The organism is Dyella sp. 2HG41-7 (assembly GCF_021390675.1).
Classification (GTDB): domain Bacteria; phylum Pseudomonadota; class Gammaproteobacteria; order Xanthomonadales; family Rhodanobacteraceae; genus Dyella_B.
The window spans coordinates 3,345,642-3,367,365 of sequence record NZ_JAJEJV010000004.1 but is presented as its reverse complement, the minus strand read 5'-3'; the positions used below and the strand labels follow the sequence as shown (position 1 = coordinate 3,367,365).

General features: G+C 60.6%; 34 protein-coding genes. 33 read left to right on the top strand and 1 reads right to left on the bottom strand.

The features are described 5' to 3' along the window. Positions 1–159: 159 nt before the first annotated feature. From rpsL to L0U79_RS16425, 33 genes are all read left to right on the top strand, one after another. On the top strand, positions 160–534 hold the full coding sequence (gene rpsL / locus L0U79_RS16585) for a 30S ribosomal protein S12 (protein WP_115479997.1): 375 nt from the start codon (positions 160–162) through the stop codon (positions 532–534). Positions 535–551: 17 nt separating this feature from the next. Continuing rightward, positions 552–1,019 carry a 30S ribosomal protein S7 gene (rpsG, locus tag L0U79_RS16580; RefSeq protein WP_128899618.1) on the top strand — a complete coding sequence of 156 codons (468 nt, stop codon included), beginning with the start codon at positions 552–554 and terminating at the stop codon, positions 1,017–1,019. Positions 1,020–1,049: 30 nt separating this feature from the next. Then, positions 1,050–3,176: an elongation factor G gene (gene fusA / locus L0U79_RS16575; protein ID WP_233843338.1), complete on the top strand. Its 2,127-nt coding sequence runs from the start codon at positions 1,050–1,052 to the stop codon at positions 3,174–3,176. Positions 3,177–3,223: 47 nt separating this feature from the next. After that, complete coding sequence (gene tuf, locus L0U79_RS16570; RefSeq protein ID WP_233839828.1) at positions 3,224–4,414, top strand: elongation factor Tu; 1,191 nt, start codon at positions 3,224–3,226, stop codon at positions 4,412–4,414. 395 nt (positions 4,415–4,809) lie between these two features. Then, positions 4,810–5,121, top strand: coding sequence for a 30S ribosomal protein S10 (gene rpsJ, locus L0U79_RS16565; RefSeq protein ID WP_014402136.1), 312 nt, complete (start codon positions 4,810–4,812; stop codon positions 5,119–5,121). Positions 5,122–5,141: 20 nt separating this feature from the next. Beyond that, entirely contained in the window at positions 5,142–5,783 is a 642-nt protein-coding gene (gene rplC / locus L0U79_RS16560) for a 50S ribosomal protein L3 (protein ID WP_233843337.1), read from the top strand. Between the two features lie 11 nt (positions 5,784–5,794). Then, positions 5,795–6,397, top strand: a complete 603-nt coding sequence (gene rplD / locus L0U79_RS16555) for a 50S ribosomal protein L4 (RefSeq protein WP_233843336.1) — start codon at positions 5,795–5,797, stop codon at positions 6,395–6,397. Next, on the top strand, positions 6,394–6,687 hold the full coding sequence (gene rplW / locus L0U79_RS16550) for a 50S ribosomal protein L23 (RefSeq protein ID WP_233843335.1): 294 nt from the start codon (positions 6,394–6,396) through the stop codon (positions 6,685–6,687). The genes rplD and rplW overlap by 4 nt, the downstream gene beginning before the upstream one ends. Before the next feature lie 17 nt (positions 6,688–6,704). Next, positions 6,705–7,526, top strand: coding sequence for a 50S ribosomal protein L2 (gene rplB / locus L0U79_RS16545; protein WP_233843334.1), 822 nt, complete (start codon positions 6,705–6,707; stop codon positions 7,524–7,526). 13 nt (positions 7,527–7,539) lie between these two features. Continuing rightward, complete coding sequence (rpsS, locus tag L0U79_RS16540) at positions 7,540–7,812, top strand: 30S ribosomal protein S19 (RefSeq protein WP_115477112.1); 273 nt, start codon at positions 7,540–7,542, stop codon at positions 7,810–7,812. Then, positions 7,812–8,147, top strand: coding sequence for a 50S ribosomal protein L22 (gene rplV / locus L0U79_RS16535; protein ID WP_115477111.1), 336 nt, complete (start codon positions 7,812–7,814; stop codon positions 8,145–8,147). The genes rpsS and rplV overlap by 1 nt, the downstream gene beginning before the upstream one ends. A 13-nt stretch (positions 8,148–8,160) precedes the next feature. Then, positions 8,161–8,925: a 30S ribosomal protein S3 gene (gene rpsC / locus L0U79_RS16530; protein ID WP_233843333.1), complete on the top strand. Its 765-nt coding sequence runs from the start codon at positions 8,161–8,163 to the stop codon at positions 8,923–8,925. Between the two features lie 12 nt (positions 8,926–8,937). Continuing rightward, positions 8,938–9,351, top strand: a complete 414-nt coding sequence (gene rplP / locus L0U79_RS16525; protein WP_233843332.1) for a 50S ribosomal protein L16 — start codon at positions 8,938–8,940, stop codon at positions 9,349–9,351. Then, entirely contained in the window at positions 9,351–9,536 is a 186-nt protein-coding gene (gene rpmC, locus L0U79_RS16520; RefSeq protein ID WP_233843331.1) for a 50S ribosomal protein L29, read from the top strand. The genes rplP and rpmC overlap by 1 nt, the downstream gene beginning before the upstream one ends. Before the next feature lie 12 nt (positions 9,537–9,548). After that, positions 9,549–9,809 (top strand): 30S ribosomal protein S17, encoded by a 261-nt coding sequence (gene rpsQ, locus L0U79_RS16515; RefSeq protein ID WP_126673168.1) that lies wholly within the window; start codon positions 9,549–9,551, stop codon positions 9,807–9,809. Between the two features lie 15 nt (positions 9,810–9,824). Beyond that, positions 9,825–10,193, top strand: a complete 369-nt coding sequence (gene rplN / locus L0U79_RS16510; RefSeq protein WP_115477106.1) for a 50S ribosomal protein L14 — start codon at positions 9,825–9,827, stop codon at positions 10,191–10,193. Positions 10,194–10,207: 14 nt separating this feature from the next. Beyond that, the gene (gene rplX, locus L0U79_RS16505) at positions 10,208–10,522 is read left to right on the top strand and encodes a 50S ribosomal protein L24 (protein WP_233843330.1); all 315 of its coding nucleotides are present in this window, start codon (positions 10,208–10,210) and stop codon (positions 10,520–10,522) included. Positions 10,523–10,534: 12 nt separating this feature from the next. Then, a complete protein-coding gene (rplE, locus tag L0U79_RS16500) occupies positions 10,535–11,074 on the top strand; it encodes a 50S ribosomal protein L5 (protein WP_233843329.1) in 540 nt (179 codons plus the stop codon). Between the two features lie 17 nt (positions 11,075–11,091). Further along, positions 11,092–11,397 (top strand): 30S ribosomal protein S14, encoded by a 306-nt coding sequence (gene rpsN, locus L0U79_RS16495; protein ID WP_233843328.1) that lies wholly within the window; start codon positions 11,092–11,094, stop codon positions 11,395–11,397. A gap of 223 nt (positions 11,398–11,620) precedes the next feature. Further along, entirely contained in the window at positions 11,621–12,016 is a 396-nt protein-coding gene (gene rpsH / locus L0U79_RS16490; protein WP_233843327.1) for a 30S ribosomal protein S8, read from the top strand. A gap of 10 nt (positions 12,017–12,026) precedes the next feature. Then, on the top strand, positions 12,027–12,554 hold the full coding sequence (gene rplF / locus L0U79_RS16485; protein WP_233843326.1) for a 50S ribosomal protein L6: 528 nt from the start codon (positions 12,027–12,029) through the stop codon (positions 12,552–12,554). 87 nt (positions 12,555–12,641) lie between these two features. After that, positions 12,642–12,995: a 50S ribosomal protein L18 gene (gene rplR, locus L0U79_RS16480; RefSeq protein ID WP_233843325.1), complete on the top strand. Its 354-nt coding sequence runs from the start codon at positions 12,642–12,644 to the stop codon at positions 12,993–12,995. Positions 12,996–13,071: 76 nt separating this feature from the next. After that, positions 13,072–13,581, top strand: a complete 510-nt coding sequence (rpsE, locus tag L0U79_RS16475; protein WP_204683692.1) for a 30S ribosomal protein S5 — start codon at positions 13,072–13,074, stop codon at positions 13,579–13,581. Further along, complete coding sequence (gene rpmD / locus L0U79_RS16470) at positions 13,574–13,762, top strand: 50S ribosomal protein L30 (protein WP_188799882.1); 189 nt, start codon at positions 13,574–13,576, stop codon at positions 13,760–13,762. The genes rpsE and rpmD overlap by 8 nt, the downstream gene beginning before the upstream one ends. A 5-nt stretch (positions 13,763–13,767) precedes the next feature. Continuing rightward, positions 13,768–14,199, top strand: coding sequence for a 50S ribosomal protein L15 (gene rplO, locus L0U79_RS16465; RefSeq protein WP_233843324.1), 432 nt, complete (start codon positions 13,768–13,770; stop codon positions 14,197–14,199). Between the two features lie 6 nt (positions 14,200–14,205). Continuing rightward, a complete protein-coding gene (gene secY / locus L0U79_RS16460) occupies positions 14,206–15,528 on the top strand; it encodes a preprotein translocase subunit SecY (protein WP_233843323.1) in 1,323 nt (440 codons plus the stop codon). Between the two features lie 120 nt (positions 15,529–15,648). Next, positions 15,649–16,005, top strand: a complete 357-nt coding sequence (rpsM, locus tag L0U79_RS16455; protein ID WP_233843322.1) for a 30S ribosomal protein S13 — start codon at positions 15,649–15,651, stop codon at positions 16,003–16,005. A 29-nt stretch (positions 16,006–16,034) separates the two neighbouring features. Next, positions 16,035–16,421, top strand: coding sequence for a 30S ribosomal protein S11 (gene rpsK, locus L0U79_RS16450; protein WP_115477094.1), 387 nt, complete (start codon positions 16,035–16,037; stop codon positions 16,419–16,421). Positions 16,422–16,432: 11 nt separating this feature from the next. Further along, the gene (rpsD, locus tag L0U79_RS16445; protein ID WP_233843321.1) at positions 16,433–17,059 is read left to right on the top strand and encodes a 30S ribosomal protein S4; all 627 of its coding nucleotides are present in this window, start codon (positions 16,433–16,435) and stop codon (positions 17,057–17,059) included. Positions 17,060–17,075: 16 nt separating this feature from the next. After that, positions 17,076–18,074, top strand: a complete 999-nt coding sequence (gene rpoA / locus L0U79_RS16440) for a DNA-directed RNA polymerase subunit alpha (RefSeq protein WP_233843320.1) — start codon at positions 17,076–17,078, stop codon at positions 18,072–18,074. Between the two features lie 244 nt (positions 18,075–18,318). Further along, entirely contained in the window at positions 18,319–18,702 is a 384-nt protein-coding gene (rplQ, locus tag L0U79_RS16435; protein ID WP_233843319.1) for a 50S ribosomal protein L17, read from the top strand. A 149-nt stretch (positions 18,703–18,851) separates the two neighbouring features. Continuing rightward, positions 18,852–19,364 carry a disulfide bond formation protein B gene (locus tag L0U79_RS16430; protein WP_233843318.1) on the top strand — a complete coding sequence of 171 codons (513 nt, stop codon included), beginning with the start codon at positions 18,852–18,854 and terminating at the stop codon, positions 19,362–19,364. After that, the gene (locus L0U79_RS16425) at positions 19,361–20,725 is read left to right on the top strand and encodes a 3-deoxy-7-phosphoheptulonate synthase class II (RefSeq protein ID WP_233843317.1); all 1,365 of its coding nucleotides are present in this window, start codon (positions 19,361–19,363) and stop codon (positions 20,723–20,725) included. Before L0U79_RS16430 ends, L0U79_RS16425 begins: the two co-directional genes overlap by 4 nt. A gap of 16 nt (positions 20,726–20,741) precedes the next feature. On the opposite strand, the gene bla is transcribed toward L0U79_RS16425, so the two are convergent. Continuing rightward, positions 20,742–21,644, bottom strand: a complete 903-nt coding sequence (bla, locus tag L0U79_RS16420) for a subclass B3 metallo-beta-lactamase (RefSeq protein WP_233843316.1) — start codon at positions 21,642–21,644, stop codon at positions 20,742–20,744. Between the last annotated feature and the right edge of the window lie 80 nt (positions 21,645–21,724).

The following is a 21,724-nucleotide window of genomic DNA, read 5'->3' as shown; positions in this document are numbered from 1 at the left end:
ATGAGGCGCATGGAATGCGCCTCGTGTTCGAGTCAAGGATGGCGGGCTCGCTCTTACCTGGTGTTTTCTTGCCTGAGGTAAGGCGCCCATGTTAAATTCCCGCTTCTCGGCAGACCGGTTTATTCGGTCTGCCTTTATGTTTCCCAGGAATAGCTTCGCATGACGACAGTCAATCAGCTGGTGCGCAAATCCCGCAGCCCGAAGAGCTACAAGAGCGCTTCGCCGGCGCTGCAAAGCAGCCCGCAACGCCGCGGCGTCTGCACGCGCGTGTACACCACCACCCCCAAGAAGCCGAACTCGGCGCTGCGTAAGGTCGCCAAAGTGCGCCTGACCAACGGCTACGAAGTCATCAGCTACATCGGTGGTGAAGGCCATAATCTGCAAGAACACTCGGTCGTGCTCATCCGCGGCGGTCGTGTGAAGGACCTGCCGGGTGTGCGTTACCACACCGTTCGCGGCAGCCTCGACTGCGCTGGTGTCACCAAGCGCCGCCAGGCTCGTTCGAAGTACGGCGCCAAGCGTCCGAAGAGCTAAGTTAAAGGACACGAAACATGTCGCGTAAAGGTTCACATCCCGCCCGTCTGGTCCTGCCCGATCCCAAGCACGGCAGCCAGCTCATCGCCCGTTTCATCAACATGGTGATGAAGAGCGGCAAGAAGTCCGTCGCCGAAGCCATCGTTTACGGTGCGCTCGACCATCTCGGCGAAAAACACGCCGAGCCGGTGCAGCTCGTCGAGAAGGCGCTGGGCAACATCGCGCCTGCCGTTGAGGTGAAGTCCCGTCGTGTCGGCGGCGCCACCTACCAGGTGCCGGTCGAAGTGCGTCCGGGTCGTCGTATGGCGCTGGCCATGCGTTGGGCGATCGAAGCTGCGCGCAAGCGCGGTGAAACGTCCATGCCGCGCAAGCTGGCTGCCGAGCTGCTGGAAGCTTCCGAAAATCGCGGCGGCGCGATCAAGAAGCGCGAAGAAACGCATCGTATGGCGGAAGCCAACAAGGCGTTCTCGCACTACCGCTGGTAAGCAAGACCGTAAGCATTCGAGGTTAGTACCGTGGCACGCACCACCCCAATCGAGCGCTACCGCAACTTCGGCATCATGGCCCACATCGATGCCGGTAAGACCACCACCACGGAGCGCATCCTGTTCTACACCGGCGTCAGTCACAAGATTGGCGAGGTGCATGACGGCGCGGCGACGATGGATTGGATGGAGCAGGAGCAGGAGCGCGGCATCACCATTACGTCGGCGGCAACGACGGCGTTTTGGAAGGGGATGGATCGCTCTCTGCCCGAGCACCGCTTCAACATCATCGACACGCCAGGCCACGTGGACTTCACCATTGAGGTGGAGCGTTCGTTGCGTGTGCTCGATGGCGCGGTGTTCGTGCTTTGCGCCGTGGGTGGCGTGCAGCCGCAGTCCGAAACAGTGTGGCGCCAAGCCAACAAGTACAACGTGCCTCGCCTTGCGTTCGTCAACAAGATGGATCGCACCGGTGCGAATTTCAGTAAGGTCGTCGACCAGCTGAAGTCGCGCCTGGGTGCCCATCCGGTGCCGATGCAGGTGCCGATCGGCGCGGAAGACAACTTCGAAGGCGTGATCGACCTCATCAAGATGAAGGCGATCATCTGGGATATGGAATCCCAGGGCATGAAGTTCGAGTACCAGGACATCCCGGCCAACCTGAAAGACGCTGCCGAAAAGGCGCGCAACTTCATGGTGGAATCGGCCGCGGAAACGTCCGAAGAACTGATGAACAAGTACTTGGAAGAGGGCGACCTTACCGAGGACGAAGTCATAAAGGGTTTGCGCGCTGGCACGTTGTCGAACACGCTGATTCCGGTGTTCTGCGGTACCGCGTTCAAGAACAAGGGCGTGCAGGCCATGCTCGACGCAGTGATTCAGTTGCTGCCGTCGCCGGCCGATCGTCCGCCCGTCAAGGGCATCGACGAGAACGATCACGAAGCCAGCCGCACGGCTGACGACAATGCACCGTTCTCTTCGCTCGCATTCAAGATCATGACCGATCCGTTCGTTGGTTCGCTCACGTTCTTCCGCGTTTACTCGGGCACGCTGAACTCCGGCGACGCCGTGTACAACCCGGTGAAATCGAAGAAAGAGCGCATCGGTCGCATCCTGCAGATGCACGCGAACGAGCGTCAGGAAATCAAGGAAGTGCGCGCCGGCGATATCGCCGCTGCGGTCGGCCTGAAAGATGTCACCACGGGCGACACGCTGTGCTCGCAAGATCACGTGATCACGCTGGAGCGCATGACGTTCCCGGAACCGGTGATCTCGATGGCGGTCGAGCCGAAGACCAAGTCCGACCAGGAAAAGATGGGTATCGCGCTGGGTCGCCTGGCTGCGGAAGATCCGTCGTTCCGCGTGCGCACCGACGAAGAATCGGGCCAGACCATCATCGCCGGCATGGGCGAGCTGCATCTGGACATTATCGTCGATCGCATGCGTCGCGAGTTCAATGTGGAAGCGAACGTCGGCAAGCCGCAGGTGGCTTACCGCGAAACGATCCAAGGTGCGTACAAGGCGGACTTCAAGCACGCCAAGCAGTCCGGTGGTAAGGGTCAGTACGGTCACGTGGTCATCGAGTTCTCTCGCATGAACGATGCGGATCTCAAAAACCCGGACGTGAAGGATGACTTCCTGTTCGTCAACGACATTACGGGCGGTGTGGTTCCCAAGGAATACATCCCGTCGGTGGAAAAAGGCTTGCGCGAATCGATCACCAGCGGCCAGCTTGCTGGCTTTCCGGTGGTTGGTGTGAAGGCGAAGCTGGTGTTCGGTTCCTACCACGACGTCGACTCGTCGGAAATGGCCTTCAAGATCGCCGCGCACGGCGCGTTCCGCGAGCTCTTCAAGGAGGGCGCGAAGCAATCGCAGCCGATCCTGCTCGAGCCGATCATGAAGGTCGAAATCGTGACGCCCGAGGATTACCTCGGCGACGTGATGGGCGACGTAAGCCGTCGTCGTGGTGTGCTCCAGGGTTCTGACGATACGCCGTCCGGCAAGACCATCGACGCGATGATTCCGCTTGGTGAGATGTTCGGTTACGCCACGGCGCTTCGCTCGCAGACGCAGGGTCGAGCCACCTTCACGATGGAATTCGATCACTACGAACCGGCACCGAACAACATCGCCGAACAGGTCATGAAGAAGGCCTGAGAAGGCCGCCTTCTCCAAACAACACAGTTCTTTCAGAGGTTTGAACCATGGCAAAGGGTAAATTCGAACGCACCAAGCCACACGTGAACGTGGGCACGATTGGTCACGTGGACCACGGCAAGACGACGCTGACGGCAGCGCTGACGAAGATCGGCGCCGAGCGTTTCGGTGGTGAATTCAAGGCGTACGACCAGATCGACGCGGCGCCGGAAGAAAAGGCGCGCGGTATCACGATCTCCACGGCGCACGTGGAATACGAATCGCCGACCCGCCACTACGCGCACGTGGATTGCCCGGGCCACGCCGACTACGTGAAGAACATGATCACGGGTGCGGCGCAGATGGACGGCGCGATCCTGGTGTGCTCGGCCGCCGACGGCCCGATGCCGCAGACGCGCGAACACATCCTGCTCAGCCGTCAGGTGGGCGTGCCCTACATCGTCGTGTTCCTGAACAAGGCCGACATGGTGGACGACGCGGAGCTCTTGGAACTCGTCGAAATGGAAGTGCGCGAGCTGCTGTCCAAGTACGAATTCCCGGGCGACGACACCCCGATCATCAAGGGTTCGGCGCTGAAGGCGCTGGAAGGCGACCAGTCCGAAATCGGCGTGCCGGCGATCATCAAGCTGGTGGATGCGCTGGACACCTACATCCCGGAACCGGTGCGCGTGCTGGACAAGGCCTTCCTGATGCCGGTGGAAGACGTGTTCTCGATCTCCGGCCGTGGCACCGTGGTGACCGGTCGTGTGGAGACGGGCATCATCAAGGTCGGCGACGAAATCGAAATCGTGGGCCTGAAGCCCACGGTCAAGACCACCGTGACCGGCGTGGAAATGTTCCGCAAGCTGCTCGACCAGGGTCAGGCCGGCGACAACGTGGGTCTGCTGCTGCGCGGCACGAAGCGTGAAGACGTCGAGCGTGGCCAGGTGTTGGCCAAGCCCGGTTCGATCACCCCGCACACCGACTTCGAAGGCGAGATCTACGTGCTGTCGAAGGAAGAAGGCGGCCGTCACACCCCGTTCTTCAGCAACTACCGCCCGCAGTTCTACTTCCGTACGACGGACGTGACCGGAGCGATCAAGTTGCCGGAAGGCACGGAAATGGTGATGCCGGGCGACAACGTGAAGATCTCGGTGACGTTGATTGCGCCGATCGCGATGCAGGAAGGTCTGCGTTTCGCGATTCGCGAAGGTGGCCGCACCGTCGGCGCCGGCGTCGTCGCGAAGATCCTCAAGTAAGTTGCTGTACGAAAACCGCCTGCCAACGCAGGCGGTTTTTCGTAAACGCTTGTCCTATGGCCGGAACTAGGCTATAGTCGCCAAGTTGACTCGCCGTCCAACTTGCTTTGGGCGGCACACCGCGAAATGAGGCGCAGGAAGTGCTTCGAGTTCGCTAACAAGGATGTTGTGGGGATTCCCTGGGTTTTAGAGCTTAAGTCTCTGCTTCCTAAAGGGTTTCCACTACGTTTTCCGTCTGGGCAGGCCGACAATGAGGCCTGCTCGGCGTTTTGGAGTCTGCGGAAGAATTAATTTCCGTAGCTCTTGTGCAGTACCTGCAGTGCAATTGGGTTGTGCGAGGTGGTGAGAAGCCACTTCGATTCACAAATTTGTTCTTTAGATAACAGGACACGGTTATGGCGAACCAAAAGATTCGCATTCGGCTCAAGGCGTTCGATCATCGTCTGATCGATCGTTCGGCGAGCGAAATCGTCGAGACGGCCAAGCGCACCGGCGCTACGGTTCTCGGTCCGATTCCGCTTCCGACCAAGATCGAGCGCTACACCATCTTGGTGTCGCCGCACGTCGATAAAGACGCTCGCGATCAGTACGAAACCCGCACCCACAAGCGCGTGCTGGACATCGTCGATCCCAACGACAAGACCGTGGACGCGCTCATGAAGCTCGATCTCGCCGCTGGCGTTGACGTTCAGATCAAGCTTGGTTGAGCGATAGACAGGATACGAACATGAGTATCGGACTGGTTGGCCGCAAATGCGGCATGAGCCGACTCTTCACCGAAGACGGACGCTCGATCCCGGTAACGCTGATTGAAGCGACGCCGAATCGCGTAACGCAGGTGAAGACGGAAGATAACGATGGTTACACCGCGGTGCAGGTCGCCGTTGGCGTCAAGCGCGCCAGCTTGCTGACCGCGCCGGAAAAAGGCCACTACGCCAAGGCGAAAGTCGAGCCGGGTCGTGGTCTGTGGGAATTCCGCCTGAATGCGGCCGACGCCGGCAAATATGCCGTCGGCGCCGAAATCAAGGCTGACGAGGTGTTCCAGGTCGGTCAGATCGTCGACGTGGCCGGCGTCAGCAAGGGTAAGGGTTTCCAGGGCACCATCAAGCGCCATGGTTTCACCATGGGCGACGCAACGCACGGTAACTCGCTGTCGCATCGCGCGCCGGGTTCTATCGGTCAGCGTCAGACGCCGGGTCGCGTGTTCCCGGGCAAGAAAATGTCCGGCCACATGGGTGCAGTGAATCGCACCCAGCAGGGGCTGGAAGTGGTCAAGATCGACGCCGAGCGTCATCTGATTGCGGTCAAGGGCGCGGTACCGGGTGCTACCGGTGGCGACGTCGTGATCCGCCCGACCACCAAGGGTTGAGGAGAGACGGCATGGAACTGAATGTTATTGGCGCCAAGCCGCTCAGCGTGTCGGACGATGTGTTCGGCGGCGAGTTCAAGCAGGCCCTGATTCACCAAGTGGTCGTTGCCTATCGGGCAGGCGGTCGCGCAGGTACCAAGGCGCAGCTCTCGCGTGGCGAACTGTCCGGTACCACCAAGAAGTTCAAGAAGCAGAAGGGCGGCGGCGCCCGTCACGGTGACTACCGTGCCCCGATCTTCGTGGGCGGTGGCGTGACGTTCGCAGCCAAGCCCCGCAGCTTTGAGCAGAAAGTCAACCGCAAGGCCTATCGCGTGGCCATTCGCTCCATCCTTTCGGAGCTGAATCGCCAGGGTCGTCTAAAGGTCGTCGAGAGCTTCAACATCGACACCCCGAAGACCAAGTCGATGGTCGCCAAGTTGGTCGAGCTGCAAGTTTCCGGCCGCGTGCTGCTGGTGTCGGAAGACGCCAACGAAGCGCTGTACCTGGCTGCGCGCAACATCCCGTACCTCCATGTGGTGGACGTGATTGCGCTGAACCCGGTCAGCCTGGTCGGTTCCGACCACGTGGTGATGACCGTCGAAGCGGTCAAGAAGGTCGAGGAGTGGCTGGCATGAGCAACGAACGCATTTTGAATACGCTGCGCGCGCCGCACATTTCCGAAAAGGCGGCCCGTCTTGCCGAGGGCAACCAGTACGTTTTCGTTGTTGCTCCCGAAGCAACCAAGGCCGATGTCCGTGCCGCGGTCGAGAAGATGTTCGACGTCAAAGTCGAGCAGGTGAATCTCGTCAACGCCAAGGGCAAGGTCAAGTCCTTCCGTTTCCGCGCGGGCAATCGCCAGGGCAAGCGCAAGGCCTACGTCCGTCTCGCCGAAGGCCAGACGATCGACGTGGCTGCGAAGGCCTGAGCCAGGAGTTCTGACAGATGGCACTAATCAATCACAAGCCAACCTCGCCGGGTCGTCGCGACGCAGTCAGCGTCCGCACCGAGGGGCTGCATAAGGGCGCACCGTACGCGCCGCTGACCGAAAGTCAGTCGAAGACGGGTGGCCGCAACCATTTCGGTCGCATCACCACGCGTCATCGCGGCGGCGGTCACAAGCAGGCTTACCGCATCATCGATTTCAAGCGCGACAAAGAAGGCATCGCTGCCAAGATTGAGCGCCTGGAATACGATCCGAACCGCACCGCGCACATCGCGCTGCTGTGCTACGCCGACGGCGAGCGCCGCTACATCATCGCGCCGGCTGGCGTGGCGGTGGGTGATCGCGTGGTCTCGGGTCACGATGCTCCGATCAAGGTCGGCAACAGCCTGCCCCTGCGCAACATCCCGGTCGGTTCGACGGTGCATTGCGTGGAAATGAAGCCCGGCAAGGGTGCGCAGATCGCGCGTTCGGCCGGCGCCTCGGTGCAGCTGATCGCTCGCGAATCGGGCTACGCCACCATCCGTCTGCGCTCGGGCGAAATGCGCCGCGTGCCGGTCGATTGCCGCGCCACCATCGGTGAAGTCGGCAACTCCGAGCACAGCTTGCGCAAGCTCGGCAAGGCCGGTGCTACCCGCTGGAAGGGCATTCGCCCGACCGTTCGCGGTGTGGTGATGAACCCGGTCGACCATCCGCACGGCGGTGGCGAAGGCCGTACCTCCGGTGGCCGTCATCCGGTCAGCCCGTGGGGCACGCCGACCAAGGGCTACAAGACCCGTAACAACAAGCGCACGCAGCAGTTCATCGTGCGTCGTCGCAAGTAATTAGGAAACCGTCATGCCGCGTTCATTGAAGAAAGGTCCGTTCGTCGACCTTCACCTCGTGAAGAAGGTGGAAGCTGCGGTTTCCACTAACTCCAAGCGCCCGATCAAGACCTGGTCGCGTCGCTCCATGATCCTGCCGGAAATGGTGGGATTGACCATCGCCATCCACAACGGTCGCCAGCACGTGCCGGTGCTCGTCAACGAAAACATGGTCGGGCACAAGCTCGGCGAGTTTGCCGTGACGCGTACCTTCAAGGGCCATGGCGGCGATAAGAAGGGCAAGTGATGAGCACCGAAGCCAAAGCGATCCTGCGCAGCGCTCGCATTTCAGCGCAGAAGGCACGCCTGGTAGCTGACCTGGTCCGCGGTATGCCCGTGGGCCGCGCCAGCGACGTGCTCCAGTTCACCAACAAGAAGGCCGCGCACATGGTTCGTAAAGTGCTGCTGTCGGCCGTCGCCAACGCCGAGAACAACCTCGGTGCTGACGTCGATGAATTGAAGGTCTCCAAGATCTTCGTCGACGAAGGTCCGGCGATGAAGCGTATGCACGCCCGCGCCAAAGGCCGCGGTTCCCGCATCCTGAAGCGCACGAGCCACATCACTGTGGTCGTTGGCAACTAAGAGGACGTAGACGATGGGTCATAAAGTTCATCCCACCGGTATCCGCCTCGGCATCGCCAAGGACTGGAACTCGAAGTGGTACGCCAATAAGGGCGAATACGCCCAGTACCTCGCTGCCGACCTCAAGGTCCGCGAGATGCTGCGCAAGAAGCTGGCTGCCGCCGGTATCTCGAAGATTCAGATCGAGCGCCCGGCCAAGACCGCCCGTGTGACGATTCACACCGCCCGTCCGGGCGTGGTGATCGGCAAGAAGGGTGAGGACATCGAGAAGCTGCGCAAAGAAGTCAGCGACATGATGGGCGTTCCGGCGCACATCAACGTCAACGAAGTGCGCAAGCCCGAACTCGATGCGCAGCTGGTCGCCGAATCGATCGCTCAGCAGCTCGAGCGCCGCATCATGTTCCGTCGCGCGATGAAGCGCGCCGTGGGCAACGCGATGCGCCTGGGCGCCCTGGGTATCAAGATCAACGTGTCCGGTCGTTTGAACGGCGCCGAGATCGCTCGCTCCGAGTGGAGTCGTGAAGGTCGCGTGCCGCTTCATACACTGCGCGCCGACATCGACTACGGCACCGCCGAAGCGAAGACCACGTACGGCATCATCGGCATCAAGGTCTGGATCTACAAGGGCGAAATCTTCGACTTGTCCCAGGTCGGCCAGGAGCCGAAGGAAGAGCAGCAGGCCTCCCAGCCGCGTCGTGAACGCGAAGGTGGCGAGGGTCGTCGTGAAGGTCGTCGCGATCGCGATGGTGGCGAAGGCCGCCGCGAGCGGACGAAGTAAGGGAGAGTTGCCATGTTGCAACCCAAGCGAACCAAATTCCGTAAGCAGTTTAAGGGCCGTAACGACGGCTTGGCGTTCAGCGCCAACCTCGTCAGCTTCGGCGAATACGGCCTCAAGGCGACGACGCACGGTGCACTCACCGCGCGTCAGATCGAAGCGGCACGTCGTTGCATCACGCGTTTCGTGAAGCGCGGCGGCAAATTGTGGATCCGCGTGTTCCCGGACAAGCCGATCACCAAGAAGCCGATCGAAGTCCGAATGGGCGCCGGTAAGGGTGGCGTGGAGTACTGGGTCGCACCGATCCAGCCAGGCCGCATGCTTTATGAAATCGAGGGTGTCGACGAGGCAACCGCGCGCGAGGCGTTTCGCCTGGCCGCTGCCAAGTTGTCGGTGCAGACCCAGTTTGTGACCAGGGCGGTGATGTGATGGCCACCAAAGATCTCAACAACAAGTCGGCCGAAGAGCTGAAACAGCATCTGCTGGACCTTCGCAAGGAGCAGTTCAACCTGCGCATGCAGAAGGGCACCGGCCAGCTCAGCCAGCCGCACCAACTGCGCCGTGTTCGGCGCGATATCGCCCGCACGAAATTCGTGCTCGGCGGCAAGAAGTAAGAGGCGGCCGACATGAGCGACAACACTAAGCAGGCGCGTACCCTCGAGGGTCGCGTTATCAGCAACAAGATGGAAAAGACGGTTACCGTACTGATCGAACGCCAAGTGCAGCATCCGCTGCTGGGCAAGATCGTGCGCCGTTCCACCAAGCTCCACGCTCAGAACGATCTGGGCGCGAACGAGGGCGACGTGGTGCGCATCGCGGAATGCCGTCCGCTTTCCAAAACCAAACATCACCGCGTGGTCGAAATCGTCACGCGCGCCGAAGCGTAAGGGGAGGGTGCAGCCATGATCCAGATGCAAAGCACGCTTTCCGCCGCCGACAACAGCGGCGCCAAGGAACTGATGTGCATCAAGGTGCTCGGCGGCTCCAAGCGCCGTTACGCCGCGATCGGTGACGTGATCAAAGTCACCGTGAAAGATGCCATCCCGCGTGGCAAGGTGAAGAAGGGCGAGGTCTACAACGCCGTGGTGGTTCGTACCGCCAAGGGTGTGCGCCGCGCCGACGGTTCGCTGATCCGTTTCGACGGTAACGCAGCCGTACTCCTCAACAATAAGCTCGAGCCGATCGGCACCCGTATTTTCGGGCCCGTGACTCGTGAGCTGCGCGGCGAGAAGTTCATGAAGATCGTCTCGCTCGCACCCGAAGTGCTCTGAGGCGGAGAAGAACCATGAACCGTATCCGCAAAGGTGATCAGGTCATCGTGATCACCGGTAAAAACAAAGGTCAGCGCGGCGACGTGCTGCGCGTTGAGGGCGATCGCGTGTTCGTCTCCAACGTCAACCTGGTCAAGCGTCACACCAAGCCGAATCCGCAGGCCAACCAGGCCGGTGGCATCGTCGAGCGTGAAGCTTCGATCCATATCTCTAATGTGCAGCTGTTCAACCCCGCCACGAACAAGGGTGAACGCGTAGGTGCCAAGACGCTCTCTGATGGGCGCAAGGTCCGCGTGTTCCGTTCGTCCGGCGAGGTCCTGGACGCGTAAGGAACACAAGTCATGACGCGCCTTGAAACCTTTTACAAAGAACAAGTCATCCAAAAGCTCACCGAGCGTTTTGGATACGACAACGTGATGCAGGTTCCCCGCATCACCAAGATCACGCTGAACATGGGCGTGGGCGAAGCGGCGGGCAATAAGAAAGTGCTCGAAAACGCCGTGGCCGACATGGCCAAGATCGCCGGCCAGAAGCCGATCACGACCAAGGCGCGCGTTTCCGTCGCCTCGTTCAAGATCCGCGACGGTTGGCCGATCGGCTGCAAAGTCACCTTGCGCCGCGCGACCATGTGGGAATTCCTGGATCGCCTGATCAACATCTCGCTGCCCCGCGTCCGCGACTTCCGCGGCGTGTCGGGTCGCGCCTTCGACGGCCGTGGTAACTACAACTTCGGCATCAAGGAACAGATCATCTTCCCGGAAATCGACTTTGACGCTGTCGACGCGATGCGCGGTATGGATATCTCCATCACCACCACCGCCAAGACCGACGAAGAAGCCAAAGCGCTGCTGGAAGCTTTCAGCTTCCCGTTCCGCAACTAAGAGATCGCGAGAGATTTATGGCAAAGACCTCCATGGTTAACCGCGACATCAAGCGGACCAAGCTCGTCAAGAAGTACGCCGCCAAGCGCGCCGAACTGAAGGCGATCGTGCTGAATCCGAAGTCCTCTTACGAGGAAAAGATGGAAGCGCAGACCAAGCTGCAGAAGCTGCCGCGCGACGCCAGCCCGAGCCGCCAGCGCAACCGTTGCGAACTGTCGGGCCGTCCGCGTGGCGTGTACCGCAAGTTCGGCCTCGGCCGTAACAAGCTGCGCGAAGCCACCATGCGTGGCGACGTGCCGGGCCTGCGCAAGGCCAGCTGGTAATCGTTCCAAGGTCGTCTTGCCCCTAAAAGGGCAAGACACCAAACCCCGACGGCGTGGTGACACGCCGTCGCTGATGCGATTTTGAAGCATCGGTATTCGCAAAAGCCGGAAAGGCTGCTACACTTGTCGGTCTGCGTATCGCAGTCCGTCTTATATGGCGGCTTACAACTCAATATTGATTTCCGGTTTTATCGGATATCGGTGCACTCTGAAGGAAGTTTTCATGAGCATGACTGATCCCATCGCCGATCTGTTTACGCGCATTCGCAATGCCCAAGCAACGGGCAAGCAGACTGTCAACGTACCGTCGTCGAAACTGAAGGTGGCCCTGGCCAATCTTCTCAAGAACGAGGGCTACATCCTCGACGCCAAGACCTCCAGCGCGGAGGGCAAGCCGGTGCTCGAGATCAAGCTCAAGTATTTCGAAGGCCGTCCGGCCATCGAGCGCATCGAGCGCGTCAGCCGTTCGGGTCTGCGCGTGTACCGCGGCAAGGGTGACCTGCCGAAGGTGCTCGGCGGCCTGGGTATTTCGATCATCTCGACTTCCGCCGGTCTGTTGACCGACAAGCAAGCTCGCGCTCAAGGCGTGGGCGGCGAAGTCATCGGCCTGGTCGCGTAAGGAGCTTCCGATGTCCCGTGTTGCCAAGAAACCGATTTCCCTGCCCAAGGGCGTTGAGCTCAAGGTTGCAGAAGACAGCATCGCCGTGAAGGGCCCGAAGGGCGCCTTGTCCATCCATGCCCTGCCGGGCGTGACGGTGGCCAACGACAACGGCACCGTGAACATCCAGGTCGCCGAAGGCGCCGAGGACAAGTTCGGCGGTACCGCTCGCGCGCTGCTGGCGAACATGATCAAGGGCGTGTCCGAAGGTTACGAGCGCAAGCTGGAACTCGTCGGCGTGGGTTACCGCGCTTCGATGACCGGCAAGGCGCTGAACCTGAGCCTGGGCTTCTCCCACCCGGTGGTCTTCAATGCGCCGGAAGGCATCAGCATTGAAACCCCGTCGCAGACCGAAATCCTGATCAAGGGTTCGGACAAGCAGCTGGTGGGCGAAGTTGCCGCCAAGATCCGTGGTTACCGTCCGCCGGAACCCTATAAGGGCAAGGGCGTTCGCTACTCCGGCGAGAAGATCACCATTAAGGAAGCCAAGAAGGCATAAGCGATCCCTCGCGAAGACTTGGCCATCCATGGCCAAGACTCTTCAAAAGAGCCGCATAAAAGCCGATCCGCTTTCTGGAGACACATGATGAACAAGAAAGAAGCCCGTCTGCGCCGCGCCAAGTCCACGCGCGCTCACATCCGCAAGCTTGCGGTGGCTCGTCTGTCGGTGCATCGCACCGGCCAACATCTCTACGCCCAGGTGTTCGACGCCTCCGGCGAAAACGTGGTGGCCGCTGCGTCGACCGTGCAGAAGTCGCTTGCCGAAGGTTTGAAGGGCACCAAGAACTTGGCCGCCGCCGCTGCTGTCGGTAAAGCAGTCGCCGAGCGCGCCAAGGCTGCCGGCATCGAAGCCGTTGCGTTCGACCGCTCCGGTTTCCGCTACCACGGTCGCATCAAGGCGCTTGCCGATGCCGCTCGTGAAGCCGGCCTCAAGTTCTAAGCAATTACAACAACAACTCCAAGCGGCATAGCCGCAAGAAAAAGTCCCGGATGGTCCGGGCACACGGAAAAAGATTATGTCTTCTACTGATCGCGAAAATTCAGACGGCCTGCTCGAGAAGCTGATTGCCGTGAACCGCGTGGCCAAGACCGTCAAGGGTGGTCGCCAGATGAGTTTCACCGCGCTGACCGTGGTCGGCGACGGCGAGGGCAAGGTCGGCTTCGGCTATGGCAAGGCGCGTGAAGTGCCGGTCGCCATCTCCAAGGCCATGGACCGCGCTCGCCGCAACATGGTGAGCATCGACCTGAACAACGGCACTCTGTGGTACGCCATCAAGGCCAACCACGGCGCAGCTCGCGTGTTCATGCAGCCCGCCTCGGAAGGTACGGGCGTGATCGCCGGCGGCGCCATGCGCGCTGTGCTGGAAGTGGTCGGTGTGAAGAACGTGCTGGCCAAGGCTGTCGGTTCGCGCAACCCGATCAACCTGGTGCGCGCCACCATCAAGGGCCTGCAGGCCGTTGCCTCGCCGAAGCAGATCGCTGCGAAGCGTGGCAAGACCGTGGAAGAGGTGATGGGCAATGGCTAACAACGATAAGACCGTCCGCGTCCGCCTGGTCAAGGGCCTGCGCGGTGTACAGAGCCGTCATCGCTTGAGCGTCAAGGCGCTCGGCCTGAACAAGCTCAACGACGTCCGTGAATTGAAGGACAGCCCGCAGGTGCGTGGCTTGATCAACACGGTCTATTACCTCGTGCGGGTTGAGGAGTAAGCATCATGCGTCTGAATGACATCAAACCGGCAGCTGGTTCGCGCAAGACGCGCCTGCGCGTCGGTCGCGGTATCGGTTCGGGCCTGGGCAAGACCGCTGGCCGCGGCCACAAGGGTCAGCATGCTCGCGCCGGCGGTACCCATAAGTTCGGTTTCGAAGGCGGTCAGATGCCGCTGCAGCGCCGCCTGCCGAAGGTCGGCTTCCGTTCGCTGAAGAAGGCCGAGAGCCAGGAAGTGTTCCTGTATCAGCTGGCCAATCTGAAGGCCGACGTGATCGACGCGGTCGTGCTGCATCAGGCTGGCCTGATCGACAGCCGCGCCAAGAAGGTCAAGGTCGTCGCCAAAGGCGAGATCGGCCGCGCCGTGAAGCTGTCGGGTCTGCTGGCTACGGCCGGCGCCAAGGCTGCGATCGAAGCTGCCGGCGGCAGCGTGGAGTAATCACACGTGGCCGCAGCCAAAGGCACATCGGTCGGATCGCTCGGTAAGTTGACCGAGCTTCGTCAACGCATCTTCTTCGTGATCGGTGCGTTGATCGTGTACAGACTCGGCTCGTTCATTCCGGTGCCGGGTGTGAATCCGGACGCGATGAGCGCTTTGATCGGTCAGAGTGGCGGCATCTTGGACATGTTCAACATGTTCTCGGGTGGTTCGCTGGGACGTTTGTCGGTGTTTGCGCTGGGCGTGGTGCCGTACATCTCCGCATCGATCGTGGTGCAGATGATGGGTTCGGTGATCCCCAGTCTGCAGGCGCTGCGCAAGGAAGGTCAGGCAGGTCAGCGTCAGCTGACGATGTATACGCGAATCGGCACGGTGGGCTTGTCGGCCTTCCAGGCCTTCGGTATCGCGGTCGCGCTGATGAAGCAGACCGGCCCGGCGGGCCCTGTGGTCTACATGCCTGGCTTCGGATTTGTGTTGTCGTCGGTCGTCGGTTTGACCGCTGGCTCGATGTTCCTGATGTGGCTGGGCGAGCAGATGACCGAGCGCGGTATCGGCAACGGTATTTCGCTGCTGATTTTCGCGGGTATCGTGGCTGGTTTGCCGAATGCAGTGGCGCACACGTTGTCGATGTCGAGCAACGGCGAGCTGAGCACGATCAAGCTCGTGATGGTGGTGACCTTGGTGTTGGCGGTCACGGCGTTCGTGGTGTTCATGGAGCGCGCTCAACGGCGCATTACCGTGAATTACGCGCGGCGATCCGGCGGGCAGCGTTCGTACATGAACCAGACCTCGCATTTGCCGCTCAAGATCAACATGTCCGGCGTGATTCCGCCCATCTTCGCGAACAGTATTTTGATGTTCCCGGCGATGGCCGCCACGTGGGGCAATGCCAGCCACCAGTCGCGCTGGTTGCAGAACGTGGTGCAGGCGCTTAGCCCCGGCGAGCCGCTGTACGACATCATTTACGCAGTTTTGGTGATTACGTTCGCCTTCTTCTACACGGCGATCGTTTTCAACTCGCAGGACACGGCCGACAACCTCAAGCGTTCTGGCGCGCTGATTCCGGGTATCCGCCCGGGTCGCTCGACCGCTGAGTACATCGATGCCGTAATGACCCGTCTGACCGGTGTGGGCGCTATCTACCTCGTGCTGGTCTGTCTGGTGCCAACGTTCATGCAGAACGCCTGGCATGTTCCGTTCTACTTCGGCGGCACGTCGCTGCTGATCGTGGTGGTGGTGGTGATGGACTTTACGGCTCAGGTGCAAGCGCATCTGGTCAGCCACCAGTACGAAGGGTTGCTCAAAAAAGCCAACCTGCGCCGCGGCTGAGGCAGCAGGTAGGTTATGGGTGGAAGGCTGCGGCGTAGGTGCCGCGGGGCTTTCCTGACAGTTTGATTAAGGTTAGAATTGCGCGTTTACCGCGCAAGAAAGCATCGGAGAAAGTACATCATGGCGCGCATTGCGGGTGTCAATTTGCCGGTCCAGAAGCACGTCTGGGTTGGCCTGCAGAGCATCTATGGCATCGGCCGCAGCCGGGCCAAGAAGGTCTGTGAATCGGCGGGTGTAAACCCGAACGTGCAGATCAAATCGCTCAGCGAAGGCGAGGTGGAGAAGATCCGCCACGAAATCGCCAAATACGTGGTGGAAGGCGATCTGCGCCGTGAAGTCGGCATCGCCATCAAGCGCCTGATGGACCTGGGTTGCTACCGCGGTCTGCGCCACCGCCGTGGCCTGCCGGTGCGCGGCCAGCGCACGCGTACCAACGCACGCACCCGTAAGGGTCCGCGTCGTGCGATCAAGAAGTGATCGCTTCTTAAGAGATTTGGATTCCGAACATGGCAAAGCCAGTTAAGACCAAGAAGAAAGTCAAGCGTGTTGTCACCGATGCGGTGGCCCACGTGCAGGCATCCTTCAACAACACCATCGTTACCATCACCGACCGCCAGGGCAATGCTCTGTCGTGGGCGACTGCCGGCGGCGCGGGTTTCCGCGGTTCGCGCAAGTCGACCCCGTTCGCTGCTCAGGTTGCAGCCGAAAAGGCTGGCCGCGCTGCGGGCGACTACGGCGTGAAGACGGTGGAAGTGCGTATCAAGGGCCCAGGCCCGGGCCGCGAGTCGGCAGTGCGTTCGTTGAACGCGCTCGGCTACAAGGTTCTCAACATCATCGATGTCACGCCGATTCCGCATAACGGCTGCCGTCCCCCCAAGAAGCGTCGCGTCTAAGGAGCACAACCATGGCACGTTATCGTGGAGCTACCTGCAAACTCGCGCGTCGCGAAGGTTCGGATCTGAGCCTGAAGAGCCCGGCGCGCGCTATCGACTCCAAATGCAAACTGGAGAACAAGCCCGGCCAGCATGGCGCCAACAAGCGCGCGCGTTTGTCCGACTACGCTGTCCAGCTGCGTGAAAAGCAGAAGGTCAAGCGCATCTACGGTGTGCTCGAGCGTCAGTTCAGCAACTACTACACCAAGGCGTCGACCCTCAAGGGCAACACCGGTGAAAACCTGCTGCGTCTGCTCGAAAGCCGTCTGGACAACGTCGTTTACCGCATGGGTTTCGCCGTCACGCGCGCCCAGGCTCGTCAGCTCGTGTCGCACAAGGCCATCCTGGTCAACGGCAAGAAGGTCAACATTCCGTCCTACCAGGTTCGCCCGGGCGACGAAGTTGCCGTGAGCGAACGCGCACGCAACCAGCTGCGCATCCAGGAAGCAGGCACCGTGTTCGACACGATGGATCTGCGTCCGCAGTGGGTGGAAGTGGACAGCAAGAAGTTCGCGGGCACGTTCAAGTCTGTGCCGGATCGCGCCGACCTGCCGACCGACATCAACGAAGCGCTGATTGTCGAGCTTTATTCGAAGTAATTAACCGGAGCCCTGCATGGCAGTTTCGTCAACTAGCGTGTTGCGGCCGCGAGGCCTCAACGTCGAGCAGCTCGGACCGAATCGCGCCAAGGTGGTGGTTGAGCCGCTCGAGCGCGGCTTTGGTCACACCCTGGGCAACGCGCTCCGTCGCGTGCTGCTCTCCTCGATCCCTGGCAGCGCCATCGTCGAGGTAGAAATTGATGGCGTGCTGCACGAGTACACCACTCTGGAAGGTCTGCAGGAGGACGTGATCGAAGTCCTGCTGAACCTCAAGGAAGTGGCGATTCGTCAGCACACGGGTGACGAAGTCACCCTGACCCTGGCCAAGAAAGGTAAGGGTGTGGTCACGGCCGGCGACATCGCCGTCGATCACTCGGTGGAGATCATTAACCCGGAACACGTGATCTGCCACCTCACCAAGGACATCGCGCTGAACATGCGTCTGAAGGTGCGTCGCGGCGTCGGCTACCAGCCGGCCAGCTCGCGTCAGCATCCCGATGACGAAGCTCGCCCGATCGGTCGCCTGCAACTCGACGCGTCGTTCGCGCCGGTGCTGCGCGTGGCTTACGAAGTGGACGCCGCTCGTGTCGAGCAGCGCACCAACCTCGACAAGCTCGTGCTGGACATCGAAACCAACGGCACCATCGGTGCGGAAGATGCGGTTCGCAAAGCCGCTGAAATCCTCAACGATCAGTTGTCGGTGTTCGGTGACTTCTCGCGCCGCGAGAGCGCCACGGACAAGGCGGAAAAGGGCGGTTTCGATCCGCTGTTGCTCCGTCCGATCGACGATCTGGAGCTCACCGTGCGTTCGGCGAACTGCCTGAAGGCCGAGAGCATCTACTACATCGGCGATCTCGTGCAGAAGACCGAAGTGGAGCTGCTGAAGACGCCGAACCTTGGCAAAAAGTCGCTCACGGAAATCAAAGATGTCCTCGGCGTGCGTGGTCTCGCCCTGGGCATGAAGCTGGAAAACTGGCCGCCGCCGGGCTTGTCGCACGGCATGCAGCTGGGCTGATGTACCGCAGCCGCAGTCGATAAGACTGCGGCTGCAGCGTTACTGGTGCGATCGTCCTTGATCGCCGTAACAGGTAAGTGATCGCGAGTGTGCTTTTCCTGCACTGTTCTCGCATCAGAAGCGGCCATCCATGGCCGCGCTCTTATAAGAGCCCGTTTCACCAAGGGCTTAGACAGCGGGTAACCCGCGGAAAGCCGGCCATCGTGACCGGTTTTTCATAACAACAGACAAAGAGATCCTCATCATGCGTCACATGAAATCTGGGCGTAAGCTCAACCGTACCAGCAGCCATCGCGAAGCGATGTTCAAGAACATGGCGTCGTCGCTGATCAAGCACGAGCTGATCCGCACGACCCTGCCGAAGGCCAAGGAACTGCGCCGTATTGCCGAGCCGCTGATCACGCTCGCCAAGGTCGATGGCGTGGCCAACCGCCGCCTCGCGTTTGCGCGTCTGCGCGACAAGCAGGCCGTGGGCAAGCTTTTCGTCGAACTCGGCCCGCGTTACCGCGAGCGTCCCGGCGGCTACCTGCGCATCCTCAAGTGCGGCTTCCGCGCTGGCGACAATGCGCCGATGGCCTACGTGGAACTGGTCGACCGTCCGCGCGTTGAAGGCGCCGACGCCGAGTAATTCGGTTCAAGCCAATTTGGCCGTCCAAACGCAAACCCCGGCTGGGCAACCAGGCGGGGTTTGTGCTTTCTGGAGACTGTGTCAAACGGCTGCTGACAGCGTGCCGAGGAGAGGATAATGTCGTCGTTCCCGCCCCACGATTGTTTGCCATGAACCCACTTCGCTGGTCGTACCGCGTCAGTTTCTTCGCCGGCTTCCTGATTTGCGCCGCGCTGCTCGGCTTTGCGTTTTACGCGCAATATGTCCTGAATATGAGCCCGTGTCCGTTGTGCTGGTTTCAGCGGGCCGGCTTCGTGGTGATGGCCATTGCCTTTTTGCTCGGCGCCATCCATGGGCCGAGAGCTGGAGGTCGTTGGATATACACCGGTCTAGCGCTGGTGGGTGGCGTATTTGGCATGGCGATGGCCGTGCGACATTTGTGGGTTCAGTCGTTGCCGGTAGACCAGTTGCCGGATTGCGGCGCAAGCATGGATTACATGCTCAGCACGTTCCCCATCGTCAAAGTGTTCAAAATCGCGTACACCGGCTCGCGCGATTGCCATGATGTGCAACCCGTTCTTGGCTTGCCCATCCCGGTCTGGACCTTGATTTGGTTTACCCTTTTGTCGATATGGGCGATTCGCGCGACCTTGCGCCGCGCTGCGCCGAGGTTGCGTTTATGAGTCAAACAGTCCGCTCACTTCAGCATCCGAATTGGACGCCGACATCCTGGCAACAGCGCGTCGCGCTGCAGCAGCCGCACTACGAAGACGCCGCCGAGCTCAATCAAGCGGTCAGCGAGCTGGCGCATTTGCCGCCGCTGGTAACGTCGTGGGAAGTGCTCGCGCTGAAGCAGGCGTTGGCCGAAGCGCAGGAAGGCAAACGCTTTCTGCTACAAGGTGGCGATTGCGCCGAAAGCTTCGCCGATTGCGCTAGTCCGATCATCTCCAACCGTCTCAAAGTGCTGTTGCAGATGAGCCTGGTGTTGGTTCATGGGCTGAAGCAGCCGGTACTGCGCGTCGGGCGATTTGCAGGCCAATACGCAAAGCCGCGTTCTGCCGATACCGAAACGCGCGATGGCGTGACCTTGCCGAGTTTCCGCGGCGACGTCGTCAACGGTCCTGAATTTACGGCCGAAGCGCGCCGCCCCGATCCACGCCGCCTTATCCGCGCGCACGCGCACTCCGCGTTGACGATGAATTTCGTGCGCGCGCTGATCGACGGCGGTTTTGCGGATCTGCATCATCCGGAATATTGGGATCTGGCCTGGGTGGAACATTCGCCGCTCGCCGCCGAATATCGCCGCATGGTGGCTGGCATTGGCGACTCATTGCGTTTTATGGAAACGCTGGCCGGCCCTGTCGCAAGCTTTTCACGCGTGGATTTCTTCACGTCGCATGAGGCGCTGTTGCTGCACTACGAACAGGCCATCACGCGCCAAGTGCCGCGTCATCAAGGCTGGTTCAATCTCTCGACGCACTTCCCGTGGATCGGCATGCGCACTGCCGCACTCGACGGCGCGCATGTGGAATATTTCCGCGGTATTCGCAATCCCATTGCGGTAAAGGTCGGTCCTTCGGTGAAGCCGGATCAATTGCTTCCGTTGATCGATGCGCTGAATCCCGACGACGAACCGGGTCGCCTCACGCTGATCCATCGCATGGGGCATGCGCAGATCGCCAATGCGCTGCCGCCGCTGCTCGATGCCGTGAAGCGCGAAGGTCGTCGCGTGTTGTGGGTGGCCGATCCGATGCACGGAAATACGGAAAGTACATCCAACGGTTTCAAGACGCGCCGTTTCGACAACATTCGCAGCGAACTGGATCAAGCGTTCGACATTCATGCGGCCGCCGGCACGCACTTGGGTGGCGTCCATTTGGAATTGACCGGCGAAGACGTCACCGAATGCATGGGCGGCGCGCGCGATCTAAGCGAAGCCGATTTGCAGCGTGCGTACAAATCGATGGTCGATCCACGTTTGAACTACGAGCAGTCGCTGGAGCTGGCGATGCTGATCGTGCGTAAATCCAATCGGGTCGTTTGATGTCGCAGGCCGCGCTTCAGTGCGTGGCCTGCGCGTGTTCTTCCATGGCGATGCGTTCTTCCAAATTACGCTGTCCTAGCGTTGCATAAGCCTTGCAGGCGTGCGTATCGATCAATGGATTGGGCTTGCCGGGCGCCATATGCGCTACTTTTTCGCTAAACCCATCGAGCGGATGCGGCGTAAGCAGAATGTCGCAGGGCAACGCTTTCAACGTCGCAATGGTGCGTCGAAAATCATTGAGACGTTCTGGATGTGCTGGATCGTTGTATCGGTATCCCGGTGCGCTCAATAACGAAATGCTGTCTGCATAAACGATCGACAGGCACTGTTTTTCTTCGCACGAACGCCATGTCCAACCCGTGCTGCCTGGCGTATGCCCCGGCATCGCATGCATCTGCAGCGCCAACGAACCCATCGTTACGATTTCACCATCTGCAACGATGCGAACGTGCGTCACCTTGGGGTAATTCCCGCTAAGGCCGTGTTGCGGATCGTCCGGATCATCGCCGCCAAGCGCCAGCGCCTTTGCCGATGGTGCGCTCACCGCGACCGTCGCGCCGCTGTCGTGCGCCAACGCCGCGATGCCGCCGGCATGATCGGAATGCGCATGTGTGTTGAGGATCAGCTTGATGTCCTGCACGCGAAAGCCAAGCGCGCGAATATTGGATTCGATCATCGGCACGTTTTCTTGCAGCGTGCTGTCGATCAATACGAGTCCTTCCGGCGACGCGATCAGGATGGCGCCAAGGCCGCGCGACCCGACGTAATACGTGTCGCCGTAAATGCGAAACGGTTTTTGCGGTTGTGTCCATGTGGCGCGCATATCCGACGGATCGGCGCGCTTTGACGCTACATTCGTATAAGCGTGCACGGCCGGAAACGTAATCGCAGCCGCACACAAGATCACCCATCGTTTCATGGCAATGTCCCTATCGAAATGGAGTTGCCACGCTATGCGCCGATGCTGACCGAAGCGAGCACGTTTCGGTCAGCATCGAG